General features: G+C 41.8%; 22 protein-coding genes, 1 tRNA gene and 1 pseudogene. 19 read left to right on the forward strand and 5 right to left on the reverse strand.

What is annotated here, in order from left to right; translation table 11 throughout:
• The first annotated feature begins 54 nt into the window (after nt 1-54).
• Nucleotides 55-1,191, forward strand: coding sequence for a sugar phosphate isomerase/epimerase family protein (locus tag AC3IRT_RS03205; RefSeq protein WP_489395097.1), 1,137 nt, complete (start codon nt 55-57; stop codon nt 1,189-1,191).
• On the opposite strand, the gene AC3IRT_RS03210 is transcribed toward AC3IRT_RS03205, so the two are convergent.
• Together AC3IRT_RS03210 and AC3IRT_RS03215 are read right to left on the reverse strand one after the other, a co-directional pair.
• Complete coding sequence (locus tag AC3IRT_RS03210; protein WP_489396094.1) at nt 1,192-1,509, reverse strand: helix-turn-helix transcriptional regulator; 318 nt, start codon at nt 1,507-1,509, stop codon at nt 1,192-1,194. It abuts the gene before it with no gap.
• A pseudogene (locus AC3IRT_RS03215) lies at nt 1,498-1,689 on the reverse strand (response regulator); the annotation flags it as partial. The gene AC3IRT_RS03210 and the pseudogene AC3IRT_RS03215, both read right to left, overlap by 12 nt.
• A 343-nt stretch (nt 1,690-2,032) precedes the next feature.
• Between AC3IRT_RS03215 and mscL the strand changes: the two are divergent.
• The 5 genes from mscL (at nt 2,033) to tsaB (ending at nt 4,167) form a co-directional block, all read left to right on the forward strand.
• Entirely contained in the window at nt 2,033-2,443 is a 411-nt protein-coding gene (mscL, locus tag AC3IRT_RS03220; protein WP_489395098.1) for a large-conductance mechanosensitive channel protein MscL, read from the forward strand.
• A 147-nt stretch (nt 2,444-2,590) separates the two neighbouring features.
• Nucleotides 2,591-2,749, forward strand: coding sequence for a 50S ribosomal protein L34 (rpmH, locus tag AC3IRT_RS03225; RefSeq protein ID WP_082784996.1), 159 nt, complete (start codon nt 2,591-2,593; stop codon nt 2,747-2,749).
• Between the two features lie 57 nt (nt 2,750-2,806).
• The gene (gene rnpA, locus AC3IRT_RS03230) at nt 2,807-3,217 is read left to right on the forward strand and encodes a ribonuclease P protein component (RefSeq protein ID WP_489395099.1); all 411 of its coding nucleotides are present in this window, start codon (nt 2,807-2,809) and stop codon (nt 3,215-3,217) included.
• Nucleotides 3,180-3,434 (forward strand): membrane protein insertion efficiency factor YidD, encoded by a 255-nt coding sequence (gene yidD / locus AC3IRT_RS03235; RefSeq protein WP_489395100.1) that lies wholly within the window; start codon nt 3,180-3,182, stop codon nt 3,432-3,434. Before rnpA ends, yidD begins: the two co-directional genes overlap by 38 nt.
• 25 nt (nt 3,435-3,459) lie before the next feature.
• On the forward strand, nt 3,460-4,167 hold the full coding sequence (gene tsaB, locus AC3IRT_RS03240; protein ID WP_489395101.1) for a tRNA (adenosine(37)-N6)-threonylcarbamoyltransferase complex dimerization subunit type 1 TsaB: 708 nt from the start codon (nt 3,460-3,462) through the stop codon (nt 4,165-4,167).
• 25 nt (nt 4,168-4,192) lie between these two features.
• Here the strand turns inward: tsaB and AC3IRT_RS03245 are convergent, their stop codons facing one another.
• Together AC3IRT_RS03245 and AC3IRT_RS03250 are read right to left on the reverse strand one after the other, a co-directional pair.
• Nucleotides 4,193-5,098: a CorA family divalent cation transporter gene (locus AC3IRT_RS03245; protein WP_489395102.1), complete on the reverse strand. Its 906-nt coding sequence runs from the start codon at nt 5,096-5,098 to the stop codon at nt 4,193-4,195.
• A gap of 107 nt (nt 5,099-5,205) precedes the next feature.
• A complete protein-coding gene (locus AC3IRT_RS03250) occupies nt 5,206-5,817 on the reverse strand; it encodes an OmpH/Skp family outer membrane protein (RefSeq protein ID WP_489395103.1) in 612 nt (203 codons plus the stop codon).
• Between the two features lie 175 nt (nt 5,818-5,992).
• On the opposite strand from AC3IRT_RS03250, the gene gyrB reads away from it, so the two are divergent.
• Complete coding sequence (gene gyrB, locus AC3IRT_RS03255) at nt 5,993-7,951, forward strand: DNA topoisomerase (ATP-hydrolyzing) subunit B (RefSeq protein ID WP_489395104.1); 1,959 nt, start codon at nt 5,993-5,995, stop codon at nt 7,949-7,951.
• 116 nt (nt 7,952-8,067) lie between these two features.
• Nucleotides 8,068-9,156, forward strand: coding sequence for a Gfo/Idh/MocA family protein (locus AC3IRT_RS03260; protein ID WP_489395105.1), 1,089 nt, complete (start codon nt 8,068-8,070; stop codon nt 9,154-9,156).
• A gap of 119 nt (nt 9,157-9,275) precedes the next feature.
• Here AC3IRT_RS03260 and rplS read toward each other — a convergent pair whose 3' ends face one another.
• Nucleotides 9,276-9,623 carry a 50S ribosomal protein L19 gene (gene rplS, locus AC3IRT_RS03265; protein ID WP_489395106.1) on the reverse strand — a complete coding sequence of 116 codons (348 nt, stop codon included), beginning with the start codon at nt 9,621-9,623 and terminating at the stop codon, nt 9,276-9,278.
• Nucleotides 9,624-9,902: 279 nt separating this feature from the next.
• Between rplS and AC3IRT_RS03270 the strand changes: the two genes are divergently transcribed.
• The 11 genes from AC3IRT_RS03270 (at nt 9,903) to AC3IRT_RS03320 (ending at nt 16,087) form a co-directional block, all read left to right on the forward strand.
• A tRNA-Pro gene (locus AC3IRT_RS03270) sits at nt 9,903-9,976 on the forward strand.
• Between the two features lie 297 nt (nt 9,977-10,273).
• On the forward strand, nt 10,274-11,509 hold the full coding sequence (locus tag AC3IRT_RS03275) for a site-specific integrase (protein WP_489395107.1): 1,236 nt from the start codon (nt 10,274-10,276) through the stop codon (nt 11,507-11,509).
• A gap of 219 nt (nt 11,510-11,728) precedes the next feature.
• Nucleotides 11,729-12,004, forward strand: a complete 276-nt coding sequence (locus tag AC3IRT_RS03280) for a helix-turn-helix domain-containing protein (protein WP_115170670.1) — start codon at nt 11,729-11,731, stop codon at nt 12,002-12,004.
• A gap of 660 nt (nt 12,005-12,664) precedes the next feature.
• Nucleotides 12,665-13,057 (forward strand): single-stranded DNA-binding protein, encoded by a 393-nt coding sequence (locus AC3IRT_RS03285; protein WP_115170671.1) that lies wholly within the window; start codon nt 12,665-12,667, stop codon nt 13,055-13,057.
• Between the two features lie 45 nt (nt 13,058-13,102).
• Nucleotides 13,103-14,176: a DUF932 domain-containing protein gene (locus tag AC3IRT_RS03290; RefSeq protein WP_091101007.1), complete on the forward strand. Its 1,074-nt coding sequence runs from the start codon at nt 13,103-13,105 to the stop codon at nt 14,174-14,176.
• Nucleotides 14,177-14,228: 52 nt separating this feature from the next.
• A complete protein-coding gene (locus AC3IRT_RS03295) occupies nt 14,229-14,426 on the forward strand; it encodes a DNA-binding protein (RefSeq protein ID WP_115170672.1) in 198 nt (65 codons plus the stop codon).
• 25 nt (nt 14,427-14,451) lie between these two features.
• The gene (locus tag AC3IRT_RS03300) at nt 14,452-14,790 is read left to right on the forward strand and encodes a molybdenum ABC transporter ATP-binding protein (protein ID WP_091101001.1); all 339 of its coding nucleotides are present in this window, start codon (nt 14,452-14,454) and stop codon (nt 14,788-14,790) included.
• Between the two features lie 18 nt (nt 14,791-14,808).
• Complete coding sequence (locus AC3IRT_RS03305) at nt 14,809-15,033, forward strand: hypothetical protein (RefSeq protein WP_002993146.1); 225 nt, start codon at nt 14,809-14,811, stop codon at nt 15,031-15,033.
• Nucleotides 15,033-15,230 (forward strand): hypothetical protein, encoded by a 198-nt coding sequence (locus AC3IRT_RS03310; RefSeq protein WP_002993148.1) that lies wholly within the window; start codon nt 15,033-15,035, stop codon nt 15,228-15,230. Before AC3IRT_RS03305 ends, AC3IRT_RS03310 begins: the two co-directional genes overlap by 1 nt.
• 11 nt (nt 15,231-15,241) lie before the next feature.
• Nucleotides 15,242-15,850, forward strand: coding sequence for a PRTRC system protein E (locus AC3IRT_RS03315; RefSeq protein ID WP_091100998.1), 609 nt, complete (start codon nt 15,242-15,244; stop codon nt 15,848-15,850).
• Nucleotides 15,851-15,868: 18 nt separating this feature from the next.
• The gene (locus tag AC3IRT_RS03320; RefSeq protein WP_489395108.1) at nt 15,869-16,087 is read left to right on the forward strand and encodes a PRTRC system protein C; all 219 of its coding nucleotides are present in this window, start codon (nt 15,869-15,871) and stop codon (nt 16,085-16,087) included.
• Nucleotides 16,088-16,100: the final 13 nt, after the last annotated feature.

Below are 16,100 nucleotides of genomic sequence, written 5' to 3' on the forward strand. Positions count from 1 at the left end.
CAAATAAAGCAAATCCGAATGGGATAAGAATTTGGAGCATAATAATAACTACTTATGAAGCAGGAAAATGCGATTTGGCTGATGAGTTCAGCGTATGATAAATTAAACCAGCAGCAATTGGTGGATAAGGCTGTGACGTTGGGTGTGCAAGGAATTGATCTTTGCGTGTTTCGTACCGATAGTGATCGTGCAGACCACACGGCAACACATTTGGCCTATGAATCCTTTGAGGCCGATGATGCTGCGAAGCTAATCGAACTGTTTAATAAAAACGAGTTGCGCATGTCGCTTGGTGCTTTTGATAATATGATTGGTGGCGATGAAAGCGAACGTGTGAAGAACCAGAATCATTTGCTACGCTTAATTCGTATTGCCCATCTGTTGGGCGGTGATGCGAATGATGTCATCGTCGGTACTTTCGTCGGATACAATCATGATCTGGGCAATATGGAAGATGGATTTCAGCGTAACTTAGATGAATACAAGCGCATATTTGGACCGATCGTACGCTATGCAGAAGATCTAGGTGTTACGATTGCGTATGAGAATTGCCCGATGGAAGGTTGGCGCTCCGCGCGATATACCACGACATACAATAATTTGCCCGGTGTATTGGCGGCTCGCCAATTGATGTATGCCATGGTAGAGAGCAAGGCACATGGCGAGATTTATGATCCTTCGCACGATATCTGGCAAAACACCGATCCGGTGGCCGTCATTCAGCAAACCGATATTTCGCGTTTGAAACGCGTACACGTGAAAACCACCAGAAACTTGAAAAATGCGGCTCGCATTCAATGGGGAGGCATGTACCCGATGCAACAGGTAGATGCTTCTTTGGCAGAAAAAGCAGGCGTGTCGATTCCACAAAATGATTGGGATAGGCATCATTACGAAGCCATGCTACCTGGATTTGGTGGTACGGATAATATGGATTGGAATGCATTCACCACGACCTTGCGTGAGCGGGGGTATGTAGGAGCATTTGAAATTGAAAACGAAGCTAAAAATTCGAAAGATACCGGCGTGCCAGCAGCCGTCGATCAAGGGATTAAATCCTGTGTGAATTACCTTTCTCCCTTGCTATGGCCTTTGAGTGAGGCAGGTTATGTACGACCTGTTCATCAGTCGCTAAATCCAGTAACTAGACAGCATCACGTGCCGATTGTACAAATGAAAGATTTGTTGTAGTTAATCCTCATTTAATTTAAACAATTCGATGAGTTCTGGGATATTGTTTACGTTCAGCTTTTCGAAAACTCTGCTTTTGTAAGTAGATACTGTCGAAGAGCTGAGCTGCAATATATTTGACACCTCTAAAATGCCCAAGCCGTCTATTAGGTGCTTAGCCACGTCCATCTCGCGGTTAGATAGTTTGAGCAACGGGTTTGTCTTTTGTACCTCGTTTTTGTTAGAGATGAGTTTTTGAATGTACAAGTCTCGAACAGTGTCAGACATGTATTTGCCCAATTCCTGTACGCTTTGAATGGCTACTTTGAGCTCGTCCATCGCGGTGTTTTTATTTAAATAACCGCAAGCTCCTTCTTGGATATAACGTAGTGCGTAAAGGTGTTCATCATAGGAAGAAAAGACCAATATTTTCAGCGCTGGTTGTATCTGTAAGATTTCCTTAATTACTCGAATATTATTTCCCCCAGGCATATTGATATCCAATAGAAGCAAGTCAAAACTTTGATCTGTAAGTTTTTAATAGACTTCGTCATACGTTTCTGCCTGTACAATGACAGCGTTTTTTATCAATCCTGAAATAATAACAGAGGCTCCTAGCCTCACAATACTGTGGTCGTCTGCAATTAAAATATTGTTCATTCAGCGTATAATACAAGGAAGCGGTTAAATCACTGCAATTTAGTGAAATCTTTATAAGTTGCTGTGGCTATTTGCAAAATACTCGTCATGTAGGTAAAAAATATGATGGTACGATGTTTTTCGCCTAAAGGGCTTTGTAATGTCGAAATAATGTACAACTTTGTAGTAATAAAATTTATTTACAATCTAAATCATTCTACTCATGGGGATTTTAAAAGAATTTAAGGAATTCGCCTTACGAGGCAACGTGATCGACTTAGCAGTCGGTGTGGTCATCGGTGGCGCTTTCGGTAAGATTGTGACTTCATTGGTTGATGATATTATCATGCCGCCAATAGGTTTTCTGACCGGAGGAGTTGATTTTTCGCAACTCAAATATATAATTCGCGAAGCGAATGAAGCAGAGGGTATAGCGCAGGTGGCGATTACCTACGGTAATTTTGTCAATGTAGTTATTCAGTTCACGATCATCGCTTTCTGTATCTTTATGGTTATTAAGGGTATCAATTCAATGAAAAAGAAAGAAGAGGTCAAAGAAGACAATGTATTACCAGTACCTACGAAGGAGGAAGTGCTTCTTGCAGAGATTCGCGATATCCTAAAAAACAAGTAGGGGATTGTAGGAATAAAGATAATCTATCTTTAACGGAAAAAAGTATAGGATTAATTTGTATTATTTCGATTTAAGCTTTACTTTTGCATTCCTGTTTTAGAGGAACATAGAGTTTAAGTCGAAATAATTAAGCATATATAAAGCGTCATGAAAAGAACATTTCAGCCATCGCAGCGGAAGAGAAGAAACAAACATGGTTTCAAAGAGCGTATGAGTACAGCCAATGGCAAAAGAGTATTGGCATCTCGTAGAGCTAAAGGAAGAAAACGCCTTACTGTATCTGACGAGTACCGTCACAAAGGATAAGGGCTTCTGTAGCCGGTTTGTGTCCGTGCTCGGTGATCTAACAGATACATTGTTCGGATGCAGATGAATACTTTTAATAAAGAAGAACGATTGTGTAGCGTCAGACTTATTCAAAGTCTGTTTCACAGTGGTTCTTCTTTTGTTGTATATCCTTTTCGGGTAGTATACCGTTTGGAAAAACGAGATGTTGGCGCTGCACAAGTGCTAATCTCTGTGTCCAAGCGGCGTTTCAAGTTGGCTGTTACTCGAAATAGTATCAAGCGACGATTGCGTGAGGCGTACCGATTGGAAAAAGGAGAAAAGCTGCTTCCCCTTTTGGAAGAGCGTAAACTGTATCTAGCATTTGCTATCCAGTATATCGGTAAGCAGGAAGAAGCCATCGTGCCCACACTGCGCGAAAAGATGATTACGGTATTTAAAAGACTCCAACATGAGAGTGATCGCTTGGATCAGCACCTATCTGATTAAGATTCCGTTACAGTTTATCTTTATCGGCATCATTCGCTTTTACCAAATTTTTATCTCTCCATTTTTAGGTGCCAATTGTAGGTACACACCAACCTGTTCGCAATATGGCAAAGAAGCCATCTTGAAATACGGCCCTTTCAAAGGCGGTTGGTTAGCGGCCAAAAGAATTGCTCGCTGCCATCCTTGGGGAGGTCATGGTCCAGATGCGGTGCCTTAATCCGTTTTGATAAATTAATTCCAGCATGTCAGATCAACATTATATTCTTTGTATAGAAACTGCTACATCTACCTGTTCCGTCGCGTTGAGTAATGGGCAAGAGCTGTTGGGTTTACGAGAAGCGCGCGAGCCTAATATGCATGCTTCGGCGCTCACCGTTTTTATTCAGGAGTTAGTCGCCGATTGTGGTATTGCATTCGATTCGCTCTCAGCCATAGCAGTAAGCAAAGGCCCGGGATCGTATACCGGATTGCGGATTGGTGTTTCCGTGGCGAAAGGATTGTGTTATGCATTGGATATTCCTTTGATATCGGTCAATTCGCTTCTCGCTATGGCGCAAGGTTATGTGAAGGATAACAGCGAATTGTCAAAAAATAGTGTGCTTTGTCCGATGATCGATGCGCGACGAATGGAGGTTTATGTGGCTACCTTTGATACGCATCTGAAAGAATTGGAAGAAACCAAAGCATTGATTGTAGATAGTTTATCGTTCGATCATTGGGCTGATAAAGGGAAACATGCCATACTCTTTGGTACAGGCGCGGATAAGTTGCAGAAACTGTTTGAGGAGCATGATAGGGTCGAGGTGGTGCTTGGCTTTCAAAACTCGGCAGCACATTGTATTCCATTGGCTTGGCAAAAATACAAAGATCAATCTTTTGAGGATGTGGCTTATTTTGAACCTTTTTATCTGAAGGATTTTGTGGCTACCATGCCCAAAAAGATGTTTTAATAACCTGTGTCCACAGGGAAATGGTCTACAACCAGCGTTTCTTTTTAAACCAAACATAGATCGCTAACGATAGCAGCAGCATAAAAATCAAAATGGCCGGATAACCATATTTCCAACCTAACTCTGGCATATCTACAAAGTTCATCCCATATACCCCGACCACGAAAGTGAGTGGCATAAAGAATACCGAAATGATCGTGAGGGTGCGCATGATCTCATTGGTATGATTCGATTCGATGTTGAAGTACATCGATAGCAGCTGCGACGTATTTTCAGCCAGATTGCGATACAAAGTATCTGTACGTTTATAAAGATCGTGCAAGTTGCGATGGTACGTGCTGACGCGTTCTGGAATATGGAAATATTCTACCAGATCCTGATATAAGGTGAGTATGATCCGGATCAGATCGATTTGGCGCTTGAGGTAATACAGCTTCTTCATGAATGGTTTGCGCCGGCTATGCAAGAACACAAACTCTTCGTATTGGTCGATTTTTTCTGAAAAAGTATGGATCACTTCATGTTCAAATGTCTTCAACGCTTGCGATACCAACAGGTTGACGACGTGTTTAGTGCCCTTAAGTTTCGTGTTGTCTGCGGGAGTTTGTTTGATCTTATCAAGCCACTCGATCTGCGCTCTATGTACCGTGATGATAAATTTGTCGCCATAGAAAATCGAGATTCTTTCGGTAAGTTCTATGAGTACATCCGAATGTTCAGGATATTTTGCCGCGATCGACCGGAGGATCAGAAATTGATAATCGGGATACACCTCAATCTTGGGTAGATGACCGACTTCCAAGCAGTTTTTGATCGTAGATTCGTGCAGGTTGTAACGTGTGGCTAGTTCGTTGAAATCGCCTTCGCTAGGGTGAGTGATGTCATACCAATCAAACCCATTCACTTCAATAGCTAAGACATGTTGTATCATGAGGCAATTGTTTTTTGGAAGTTACAAAGTTATCTGCAGGGATACAACAATAAAAAACCGGCAAGGAAGTGCTCTTGCCGGTTCTATATCACCAAAGATTATTTCGGTTATTTCTTATCTGTATTCTTCTTTTTGTAATCCGCGTTTAGACCATCTACCACTTGTTTGGTGATGTCTAATTTTGAATCCGCATAAAGTACACTAGGGTTTTTCTGCGAATACGTTAATACCAAAGTATAACCATGCTCGCTAGCGTGTTTTTTCAAGTATTCTGTGATGGCAGTGTACACATTTCCGAATTCAGTCGCCTCATCTTGCGCTAATGAAGAAGATGCATTTTGATCTAGTCTACCTAGCTCATCTTGCTTGCGCGCTAAGCGCTCTTCTGTAGCCTGACGCTCAGATGCACTCATCGTATTCATTTTTTGTTGGTAATCGGCTACCTCACGTTGGAATGCCTGTCCTTTAGACTGCAAGTCGGTTTGCGCTTTCTTTACCTTCGCTTCTAGTTTTGTTCTGATCTCTTTGTAATATTCGTATTTCTCCGCCAAAGTGTCGGAGTTAACGTATACAATTTTCTCCGTGGTAGCGCTAGTTGAGCTAGCTACTGCGGTAGAGTCATTGGTAGAAGTGGTGGCCTTATTATCTCCATTTTGGTTACAAGAGGCAAGTAATGCGGCTGCGACAACGGTCGTGGCCAATTTTGTCCATGTGTTCATGCTCAGTTCAATTTTCAAATCAACAAGCAAACCTAACATAAAAAATGATAAAACGCTAATCCATCTCGTAGTTTGATGCCGAAAACCGCCTTGGGAGACGTGTTTTTGCCTTGCAAATATGGCTGATTTTTTGTATTTTTGATAGATAATTTCAAGAAGTCTTTAACTATATTTCATGAGCGAAGAAAATAAAAATGTGTCTACGTATTCGGCAGATAATATCCAGGTGTTGGAAGGGTTGGAAGCGGTACGTAAGCGTCCATCCATGTATATCGGTGATACCGGAGTTAAAGGTTTGCACCACTTGGTTTATGAGGTTGTAGATAACTCTATTGATGAGGCAGTAGCTGGATATTGTACTAATATTCATGTTACTATTCATGAAAACAATTCTATATCCGTACGTGATAACGGCCGCGGTATCCCAACCGGTATAAATAAGAAAGAAAATCGTTCTGCATTAGAGCTTGTAATGACTGTACTGCATGCCGGTGGTAAATTTGATAAAGACACGTACAAAGTATCCGGTGGATTACACGGTGTAGGTGTATCCTGTGTGAACGCCCTATCTATCCATTTACGCGCAGAGATTCAGCGCGACGGTAAAGTGTTTGTGCAAGAATATCGGCAAGGTAAACCTCAATTTGAGGTAAAAGAAATTGGTGAGAGTGATTTGACAGGTACAACGGTTACCTTCCAGCCAGATGCTGAAATCTTTACGATGACGACCGTCTATAATTACGATACGCTAGCCAATCGGCTTCGCGAATTGTCTTTTTTGAATAAAGGCATCGAATTGAGCCTTGTTGATGAGCGGGAAACAATAGAAGATGGCTCATTCCGTCAGGATGTTTTTCTGTCCGAAGGTGGATTGAGTGAGTTTGTGAAATACCTAGATGGTACACGGCAGCCTTTGATTCCAGAACCTATTCACATAGAAGGAATCAAGCAAGGTATCCCGGTCGAGCTGGCGCTACAATACAATGATACCTTTTCGGAGAATGTACATTCCTATGTAAATAATATCAACACAGTAGAAGGGGGTTCTCACGTGGCGGGATTCCGTCGTGGACTGACCCGTACCTTGAAAAAGTACGCGGATGAGTCTGGGTTATTGAAAAACCTAAAAGTAGAAATCACTGGAGATGACTTTCGCGAAGGTTTGTCGGCCGTGATCTCCGTGAAGGTGGCTGAACCTCAATTTGAGGGACAAACCAAGACCAAATTAGGAAACAACGAGGTAATGGGTGCGGTAGATATGGCCGTTGGCGAAATCTTGAATACTTACCTAGAGGAGAATCCAAAAGAAGCTAGAACGATTGTGCAAAAAGTCGTTATCGCAGCGCAGGCTCGTGCAGCAGCGCGTAAAGCGCGCGAGTTGGTGCAGCGCAAAACCGTGATGAGCGGATCTGGCCTTCCCGGTAAGTTGGCCGATTGTTCGAGCAGCGATCCAGCACTTTGTGAGATCTTTTTCGTTGAGGGAGACTCGGCGGGTGGAACTGCCAAACAAGGTCGTGATCGTAAATTCCAAGCCATCATGCCATTGCGTGGTAAGATCTTGAACGTAGAGAAAGCCATGGAACATAAGATCTACGAAAACGAAGAGATCAAGAATATGTTTACCGCCTTGGGTGTGAGTATCGGAACAGAAGATGATCCGAAAGCGTTGAATACAGCCAAACTGCGTTACCACAAGATTATTATCATGACGGATGCGGACGTCGATGGTAGCCACATCGCTACCTTGATCCTTACGTTCTATTTCCGCTATATGCGTGAGTTGGTCGAGCAAGGATATATTTACATCGCCACGCCGCCTTTATATTTAGTGAAAAAAGGAAAAGAAGGCGAGTATGCCTGGACCGAAGAGCAACGTCTTGCCGCAATTCAGCGTTTGAAGGGCGGAGGTCGTGAAGATAGCGTGCATGTACAACGCTACAAAGGTCTTGGTGAGATGAATGCAGAGCAACTTTGGGAAACAACGATGAATCCCGAATTGAGAACACTACGCCAAGTTACAATCGATAATGCGGCAGAGTGTGATCGTGTATTCTCTATGCTAATGGGTGATGAAGTAGCCCCTCGACGTGAATTTATTGAGAAGAACGCGCGCTACGCGCGAATAGATATCTAAGCAATTGCTTTAGGAAAAATATCGGAGCTACTTTGTTAGACAGCCTGGCAGGGCTAGAACTAGCAAAGTAGCTTTTTTTGTATCCAATTGGTCGAATTTTTGAACAAACATATACTATGAAATCTAAATTGAGAGTGTTAGTGGTGGGCTGTGGCAATATGGGAGCTTCTCATGCGCATGCTTATCACCACATGGACGACTTTGAGATTGTCGGGTTAGTATCCAAAGGTCAGAGTAAAGAAGCATTGAATGCTAGCTTGGGAGCGGATTATCCGCTATTTGGTGATTATTATTGGGCATTGTCCGAAACGAAGCCCGATGCGGTGTGTATCTCTACTTATCCGGATACACACGAGCCCTTTGCCATTGCAGCATTCGAAGCAGGCGCACACGTATTTTTGGAGAAACCCATGGCAGACACCATTACTGGTGCACAGCGCGTGATGGATGCGGCAATCAAAGCCGATAAGAAGCTCGTGATTGGTTATATATTACGTTATCATCCTTCGTGGATTCAGTTTATTTCGCAAGCACGCGGAATGGGTACGCCGCTGGTGATGCGGATGAATTTAAATCAGCAAAGCCAAGGCTACATGTGGGATGTGCATCGTAACTTAATGAAAACTATCAGTCCGATTGTGGACTGTGGGGTGCATTATATTGATGTCATGTGTCAGATGACTGATGCTAAGCCGCTGCAAGTATCTGCTATTGGTGCACGATTGACGGATGACGTTTCGCCAGATAATTACAACTACGGACAATTACAGATCCGATTTGATGATGGTAGCGTAGGTTGGTACGAAGCGGGTTGGGGGCCAATGATTAGCGAGACGGCTTTCTTCGTGAAAGACGTGTTTGGACCCAAAGGCAGTGTGTCTATCGTAGCCAAAGAAGCATCTGCTACGGGGAAATCACATTCCATAGATGCACATACCAAAACCGAATCGATTCGCGTACATCACGCAGCGATCAATTCTGAGAATAAATTTCTACACGAAGATGAGTACATCGATTTACAAGATGAGCCAGATCATCAAGAATTGTGTAACCGCGAGCAGCAATACTTTTTGCGCGCTATACAAGAGAACTTAGACTTGACCAGAGAGATGCAAGATGCCTTCAATAGCTTGCGCATTGCAATGGCGTGCGATGAGTCGGTAAAGACGGGGGAAATCGTTCGCCTAACAGAAGGTAATAACTAAAGGTAGTAACTACTAGTAAGTGCCATGAAAAAAAGGCTGATTCCGGTAGAAATCAGCCTTTTGAATATATTCGCATATTGTAGCAGTCCTGCCCAAAGACAGGTAAAAGATACAATTAATTATACACGTCTTGATTTGATACGAGCCGCTTTACCAGTAAGTCCACGTAAGTAGAACAATTTGGCTCTACGCACTTTACCGTAGCTGTTTACAACAATTTTGTCGATGTTAGGCGAGTTTATAGGGAAAATACGCTCTACACCAATACTGTTAGATATCTTACGTACTGTGAATGTTGCGTTAGCACCTTCGCTGTTCAATTGAATAACGACGCCTTGGTACACCTGTACACGCTCTTTATTTCCTTCGCGGATTTTATAATGAACGCTAATGGTATCTCCGGCTTTGAAAGCGGGGATGTCATTTTTCGCTACCGCTTGTTCTTCTACAAATTTTACTAAATCCATGATTTCGAGTAATTATATTACGATTTTGTCCTGTGAAAATCGGAATGCAATATTACGGACAATTTCTTACATTTTGAAATTAATTTTGAAAATGTATAAGGATGTTTCCTATTCATAGGATACATATGTGTACAAATGAGATCAGATAGCCATGATTTAGTGGGCTGAAAAAATAATAGCCATTAAATCAGTGAATTAGTAGATTCTTTTGTGTTAGGTATTGACAAGAATGAAAATGGTTGTATCTTTGTGCCACACAAACGAAGAAAGATTCGTTTTCGGGGTGTAGCGTAGCCCGGTATCGCGCCTGCTTTGGGAGCAGGAGGTCGTAGGTTCGAATCCTGCCACCCCGACAACACTTACACTAAGTAAGGTCAAAAACCCTCAAATTCTATGAATTTGAGGGTTTTTTGTTTTATATTATATCAGGAAACCCCAATAAATATCAATCTAAATGTGAGTTAAACGGTGAGTCTTTTTAAGTTTTATATTTACTCACCGGATAGCTTATAAATAACTGTAAATCATTTATTTACAACATTTATTTTGATGCTATTTATTATTGTTTGACTTCTTTACTGCATCATATCCAATAGTTGGATTGAGAGAACTGCACTAAAGTGTATCAGTTGAACATAAAATAAATGGATATGAAGAGTAAAAACACTTTTGGGATTCAATTCGTGTTACGGTTGCCCAAGAACAAGAAAGATGAAATGGCCACTGTTTATGCAAGGATTACAGTAAACGGCCGTAGAACTGAAATTTCCTTAAAAAGCAAAGTATCGATCAACAATTGGGACGAAGTAAAAGGAAGAGCAAAAGGAAAACGCCAAGAAATCGTAAAGCTGAACAGCCACATGGAGCAGGTACGCTCCCTTATTTTCGATTGTTATCACCAGTTGGTGCAGCAAAATAAAACCGTTACCATTGAAGCGGTTAAATCTGTCTACCTAGGCGAGGACATAGAGGAAACAATGACTCTTCTAAAGCTAGTGGAATACCATAAACAAGTGGCAGTAAGTAAGCTTGCCCCCGGTACCATGAAAAATTATTATACCACCGAAACCTATATTCAAAAATTTATAAAACAAAAATATGGAAAAAAAGACATACCGTTGGATGAACTGAACTATCGGTTCATTTTGGATTTTGAAAACTTCCTTAATGACTACAAACCTAAAGATCATCATAAGCCCATAAATAATAATGGGGTGATGAAACATATGGAACGTTTGCGGAAGATGGTCAATTTGGCTGTTACGATGGATTGGCTGGTTAGGGATCCATTTGCCAAATACAAACTTCGGTTTGAAAAGGTAGAAAGAGGCCATTTGTCAAAAGAGGAGCTAACTGTTTTGCTTAATAAATCCTTTTCAATAGAGCGTCTGCAATCCGTGTCGGACATGTTCATTTTTAGTTGCTATACAGGTCTTGCTTACATCGACATTTTTAACCTGACCCCTGAAAATATTTCAAAAGGAATCGACGGAAAAGATTGGTTGACGACAAAAAGACAAAAGACCGATACAACGGTTCGAGTTCCTTTGCTGCCCGAGGCTTCAGATCTTCTTAAGAAGTACAGAGGGCATCCGGTAGCTGAGGCGAATGGAACGATCTTCCCTGTCATATCCAACCAGCGAATGAACGGTTATTTAAAAGAGATCGCAGAAATTTGCGGCATCAATAAAAATTTAACGTTCCATCTCGCAAGGCATACTTTTGCTACAACGGTGACATTAAGCAATGGTGTGCCAATTGAATCGGTGAGTAAAATGCTTGGCCATACATCTATACGTACCACCCAAATTTATGCTAAGGTGTTGGAACATAAGCTAAGTGAGGATATGCACAAGTTAGAGGTTAGAATGGCTTCCCAGGAATAGATACTTCTAGGTCATTATTGAAATGAAACGAGGTAAGGTTGTAATTTTAATGGATGCAATACTATATGAGTGCCTTTGGACGCCAAATGCAACCACTGACTGCCATGTTGATCAAATTCGTAGATACTTTTGGTTCATTTGTATCCGTAAAGACAGAAAAGACCATAAATCAATTCTGTTCTAGAGGAGAGAATTTAGAAACATTAAAAAGCAGCGCAAATGAAAGTAGAACTTATCACTAAAGAAGACTTAGATAGCTTTAAAAAGGAACTTCTTGAAGAAATCAGGAGAAATAGACCACATCCGAGAAAAACCGAAAAGGAGCCTCGGGAATGGCTCAAGAGTTACGAGATCCGAGAATTATTGGGGATTTCAGCGGGGACACTCCAAAACCTTCGGCTAAACGGAACGTTACCCTTCACGAAAATCGGTGGATTGATGTATTATCGGTATGAAGATATCCGGAAACTAATGGATGGTGTTGATGGGAGTTAGGGATTAAAATATTAAAAAATAAATGATAGCAAGCAGGATTTGACGATCCTGCTTTTTTTTTGCCCGTACTTTTTGCAGCCAAAGCACATTTACCTCCCATAGCAATATCCTCGCAGTAAAAGAGCTTTCCGGCTATTTCTGAAACAGAAATTTTTAAAAAAAACCTCTCCGCTATTCCCATTTTCAGATATTTTTAAAATCCCTGTTCTGTGGTTTTGAGAACCACACCTTAAGAAAACATTTATCAATCCGACGAATTGGAAGTATTATTTCAATTCAAAACAGACCATTTTCTAATGCAATTTTCTCGGCTTCCACATTTCTTTTATTCAAAGAAGCCTGTATGCACTATTGTCCCATTTCAAGAGCAAAGGTATTTCCGTGTTCTTAACACCGCCAAAAGGTCAAGCAAGTTTGAAAAAAAAATCTCCACCCGTTGGGTAGTATTTATTTTTCAAAACCTTGTGTCGGCTAAACACGAACCTTTTATGCTCGTGAAACGAAACATAGCATACTCCGGCTCTTTGGACGAATAAAAAAAATGTCAGTTATGAAAATTATAAGCATTGAAAATGGTAATGAAACGAAACAGCACCTCCTCTCATTACCGAATAAATCAGAAAAATTAAATCAAATATCAATCACTAAAAATTAGCAAAAATGAACATCACAGGCAGACTGACAAGAAATGCGGAAGTACGCACATTGTCGAACGAAAAACAGGTAGTAAACTTTTCAGTAGCGGTAAACGACGGCTACCGTAACAAACAGGGCGAACGGGTAGAGCAAACCACCTACTTCGATTGTGCCTATTGGATAACTCCAAATGTGGCAAGGCTACTGACCAAAGGAACTTTGGTAGAACTCACAGGGCGTGTAAGCCCGAGAGCGTGGGTAAACAAAGACGGAGAACCAAGGGCAGGACTTAATTTCCATACCTCACAAATCAAATTGCACGGAGGTAGCAAGAGAGCCGAAACCGTACAGCCTACTGCAAAAGTAGAAAACAACAGTATTGCAGGAATATCAACCGAGGACGACCTCCCATTTTAACAACGAATATTCAATCATTTTTCAAACATCAAAATTTTAAGCATTATGGCACATAATATCAATTTCAACGAGAGAACAGGAAAGTACAGTTTCTTTACCGTACAGCAAAAAGCGTGGCACGGTTTGGGGCAAATCGTGGAGCAGTACCCCACAAGCGAGGAAGCAATCAGACACGCAGGACTGGATTACGAAGTCATAAAATCCCCACTGTTTACCAAAGGTTCGGGCATTATCGAAACCGCAGGAGGTATCGAGATAGGCAGTAGCGAATTGGAAGTACCCAACTATTTCGCCAACATACGCACCGATAACAATGCCGTATTGGGCGTAGTTGGTAAAGATTACCATATCGTACAGAACCGTGAAGCATTCAATTTCTTTGATGCCATTGTAGGCGGTGGCGAGGGTATTCTGTACGAAACCGCAGGGGCATTGGGCAAAGGCGAACGCATTTTTATCACAGCCAAATTGCCCGACTATATCCGTGTCGGCAATGGCGATGATGTAACGGAAAAATACATCTTCCTTACCACAAGCCACGACGGAAGCGGAAGTATTACCGCAGCGTTTACGCCTATCCGTATCGTTTGCCAAAACACCCTTAACGCTTCATTGCGGAATATGACCAATGTAGTCCGTATCAAGCACACATCGGGAGCAAAACAGCGTATCGAGAATGCACACAGGATAATGGGGTTAGCCAACACATTGAGCGACCAGCTACAGGGTATTTTCAATGACTGGACAACGATAAGGGCAACAGACCAAGAGGTCAGAAAGCTAATCCAATTGGCACTATGCCCGAACAAAGAAACCCTTGAGCTCATCAAAAAAGGTGCTGAAGACGAAATATCAACAATGTTTAAAAATACCGTGAACGATGCGTTTGCCTATGCAATGACGAGTGATACGCAACAAATGGACACGACAAAAGGCACATTGTTCGGAGCATACAATGCTGTTACAGGCTACTTCCAAAATGTACGCAATTACAGGGATGACGAAGCCAAGTTACAGAGTATTGTATTGGGTGGAACGGCTCAAATGAAAGGACAAAAAGCATTTGACCTATGTACAGCCTTTGCGAAAGACGGTGCGGAAATCCTAAACCTCAATTAGATAATCACAGGCTACCGCCACAATCGGTGGTAGCCTGTTAAAAATAAGTTTTATGAAAGCGATAACAATAGAGGAAGCCAAAAATTTGGCGAGAGCCAAGAGCCTTGAAAAGAAGCACAAAGGCGAAAGCGTATTTATCATTTACTGCAATCGTACAGAGCATTTCTATATAGACACGAACGGTTTAGTACGCCTTTGGGAAAAATTATACGGCTACTATGTAAATGGGGTTTATGCCACCGAAGATTAACGCATAACATTCAAAAGCAGTTACAATGGAAACGAACGCCATAGCGATAAAATTTGTCAGCCACGAAGTACCCGAATTGGAAACGCTGAAAACCTCAAAGGTCTATCAGCTAAGGGAAAAACTGAACAAGGGCGAGAAGCTAAGCCGAGCCGAGAAAAATTGGATTGCGGAAGCGGTAAACCGAAACGCCTTTTTTAACAGGGCAGTTCCCCTAATGGGTTATCGGTTTGGGTTTGATGATATTCTAAAAACCTATGTAGTGAAGCAGTACGACAGTTGGCAGGAATACAGCGCACCCGACAAAACGAGCCTACGGAGTATAATCTATGGCAGGATTGACCAAATAGCAGAAATCAGTCATTAACACTTAAAGCAATCAAAGATGGAAACAACAGATAGAATTACCAAAGAAACAGACCTTGAAAAGTTTTGCAGGGAGCGATTTAAGCACTTGACCAATGCACAGCTTGTGGCAAGGGTAAACGGTCTTCCCGATTTTGGTTGGGATGATGAGGGCGTGGAACTGCGAAGAAGGCATAGGGTATCAAACGGTGCGTTTGACTATGCCTTTAATCATAACACGATGGTAATCCTAAAAGACGATTAATGATGTACGTAACAGATTTAAACGGTTGCCAAATCGAAGTAACGGATTTAAAGGAAGCCATAAAAATAGCAGGGCGGTACAAAGAATACCGCCACGAGGACGAGCGTTTTTCCGAGTTCGACAAGAGGCAAAAAGCCTATTGGGCGGATATGTACGAGAAACTTACAGCCATCAAAGAACAAGTAACAACACATTAAAACTCACAGTAATGAACACAAATTTTTTCAATCAAGTACAGCAGTTGGATTTTACAGGAATATTGCAACTGAACATTTCTAAGGGGATAGAAAACAAACTAATCGTAACAGTATTGCTCAACAATGAGCAATGCGGAGATAGTGCGAAAAACCTCATTCCCCCATTGATTTTTAACGCCACTCCGCAGGAGTTTGACGAGGGATTTTTTGAGCAGATAAACGCACCAATTAAAGCCATATCGGGTTTAATGGTGGATATGGAAGCCTTTATGAAGCAAATGGAAACCGTCAAACTGCAATCCGAAATGGAGAAGCAGAAAACCGAGAAAGCCAAAAAGGAAAAAGAAACCAAAGACAAGAAGTACAAAGACGGTATGGCAAAGGTGGACGAGTTGGAGAAAGAGGGCAAGTTCCGTGAAGCGTGGATGAAAGTACCCGACATTACGGAGTTTCCCGAAAAAGCGGACGAGATACGCAAACGCAAAACGTCATTGTCCGACAAGTTCGGGACACCGAGCCTTTTTGGTGGAGTAACGGAGGAGCAACCCGAACCACCAAAAACGGAGGAGGTTGCTACCTATTGCCCAATAAATACAACAAACGAAGAAGTAGAATATTAACAATTAAAAACGAACATTATGTTATTAGCAACAGTATTACCGAGAGTTTTCATACTCAAAGATAAAGGACAGGATATTCCATTGACTGACCCCGAACCACGTTGGAGCGTGGAAGCCGTGATGAATTATTACGCCAATTTGTATCCGATACTGACGACTGCAAAGGTATCGGCACCCAAGATAAAAGACGATGCAGTCGAGTACAGGTTTGAAAGCGTAATGAGTACGAAAGGTTAAACCAAAATTTAAA

It is taken from the genome of Sphingobacterium sp. KH_072 (assembly GCF_057837975.1).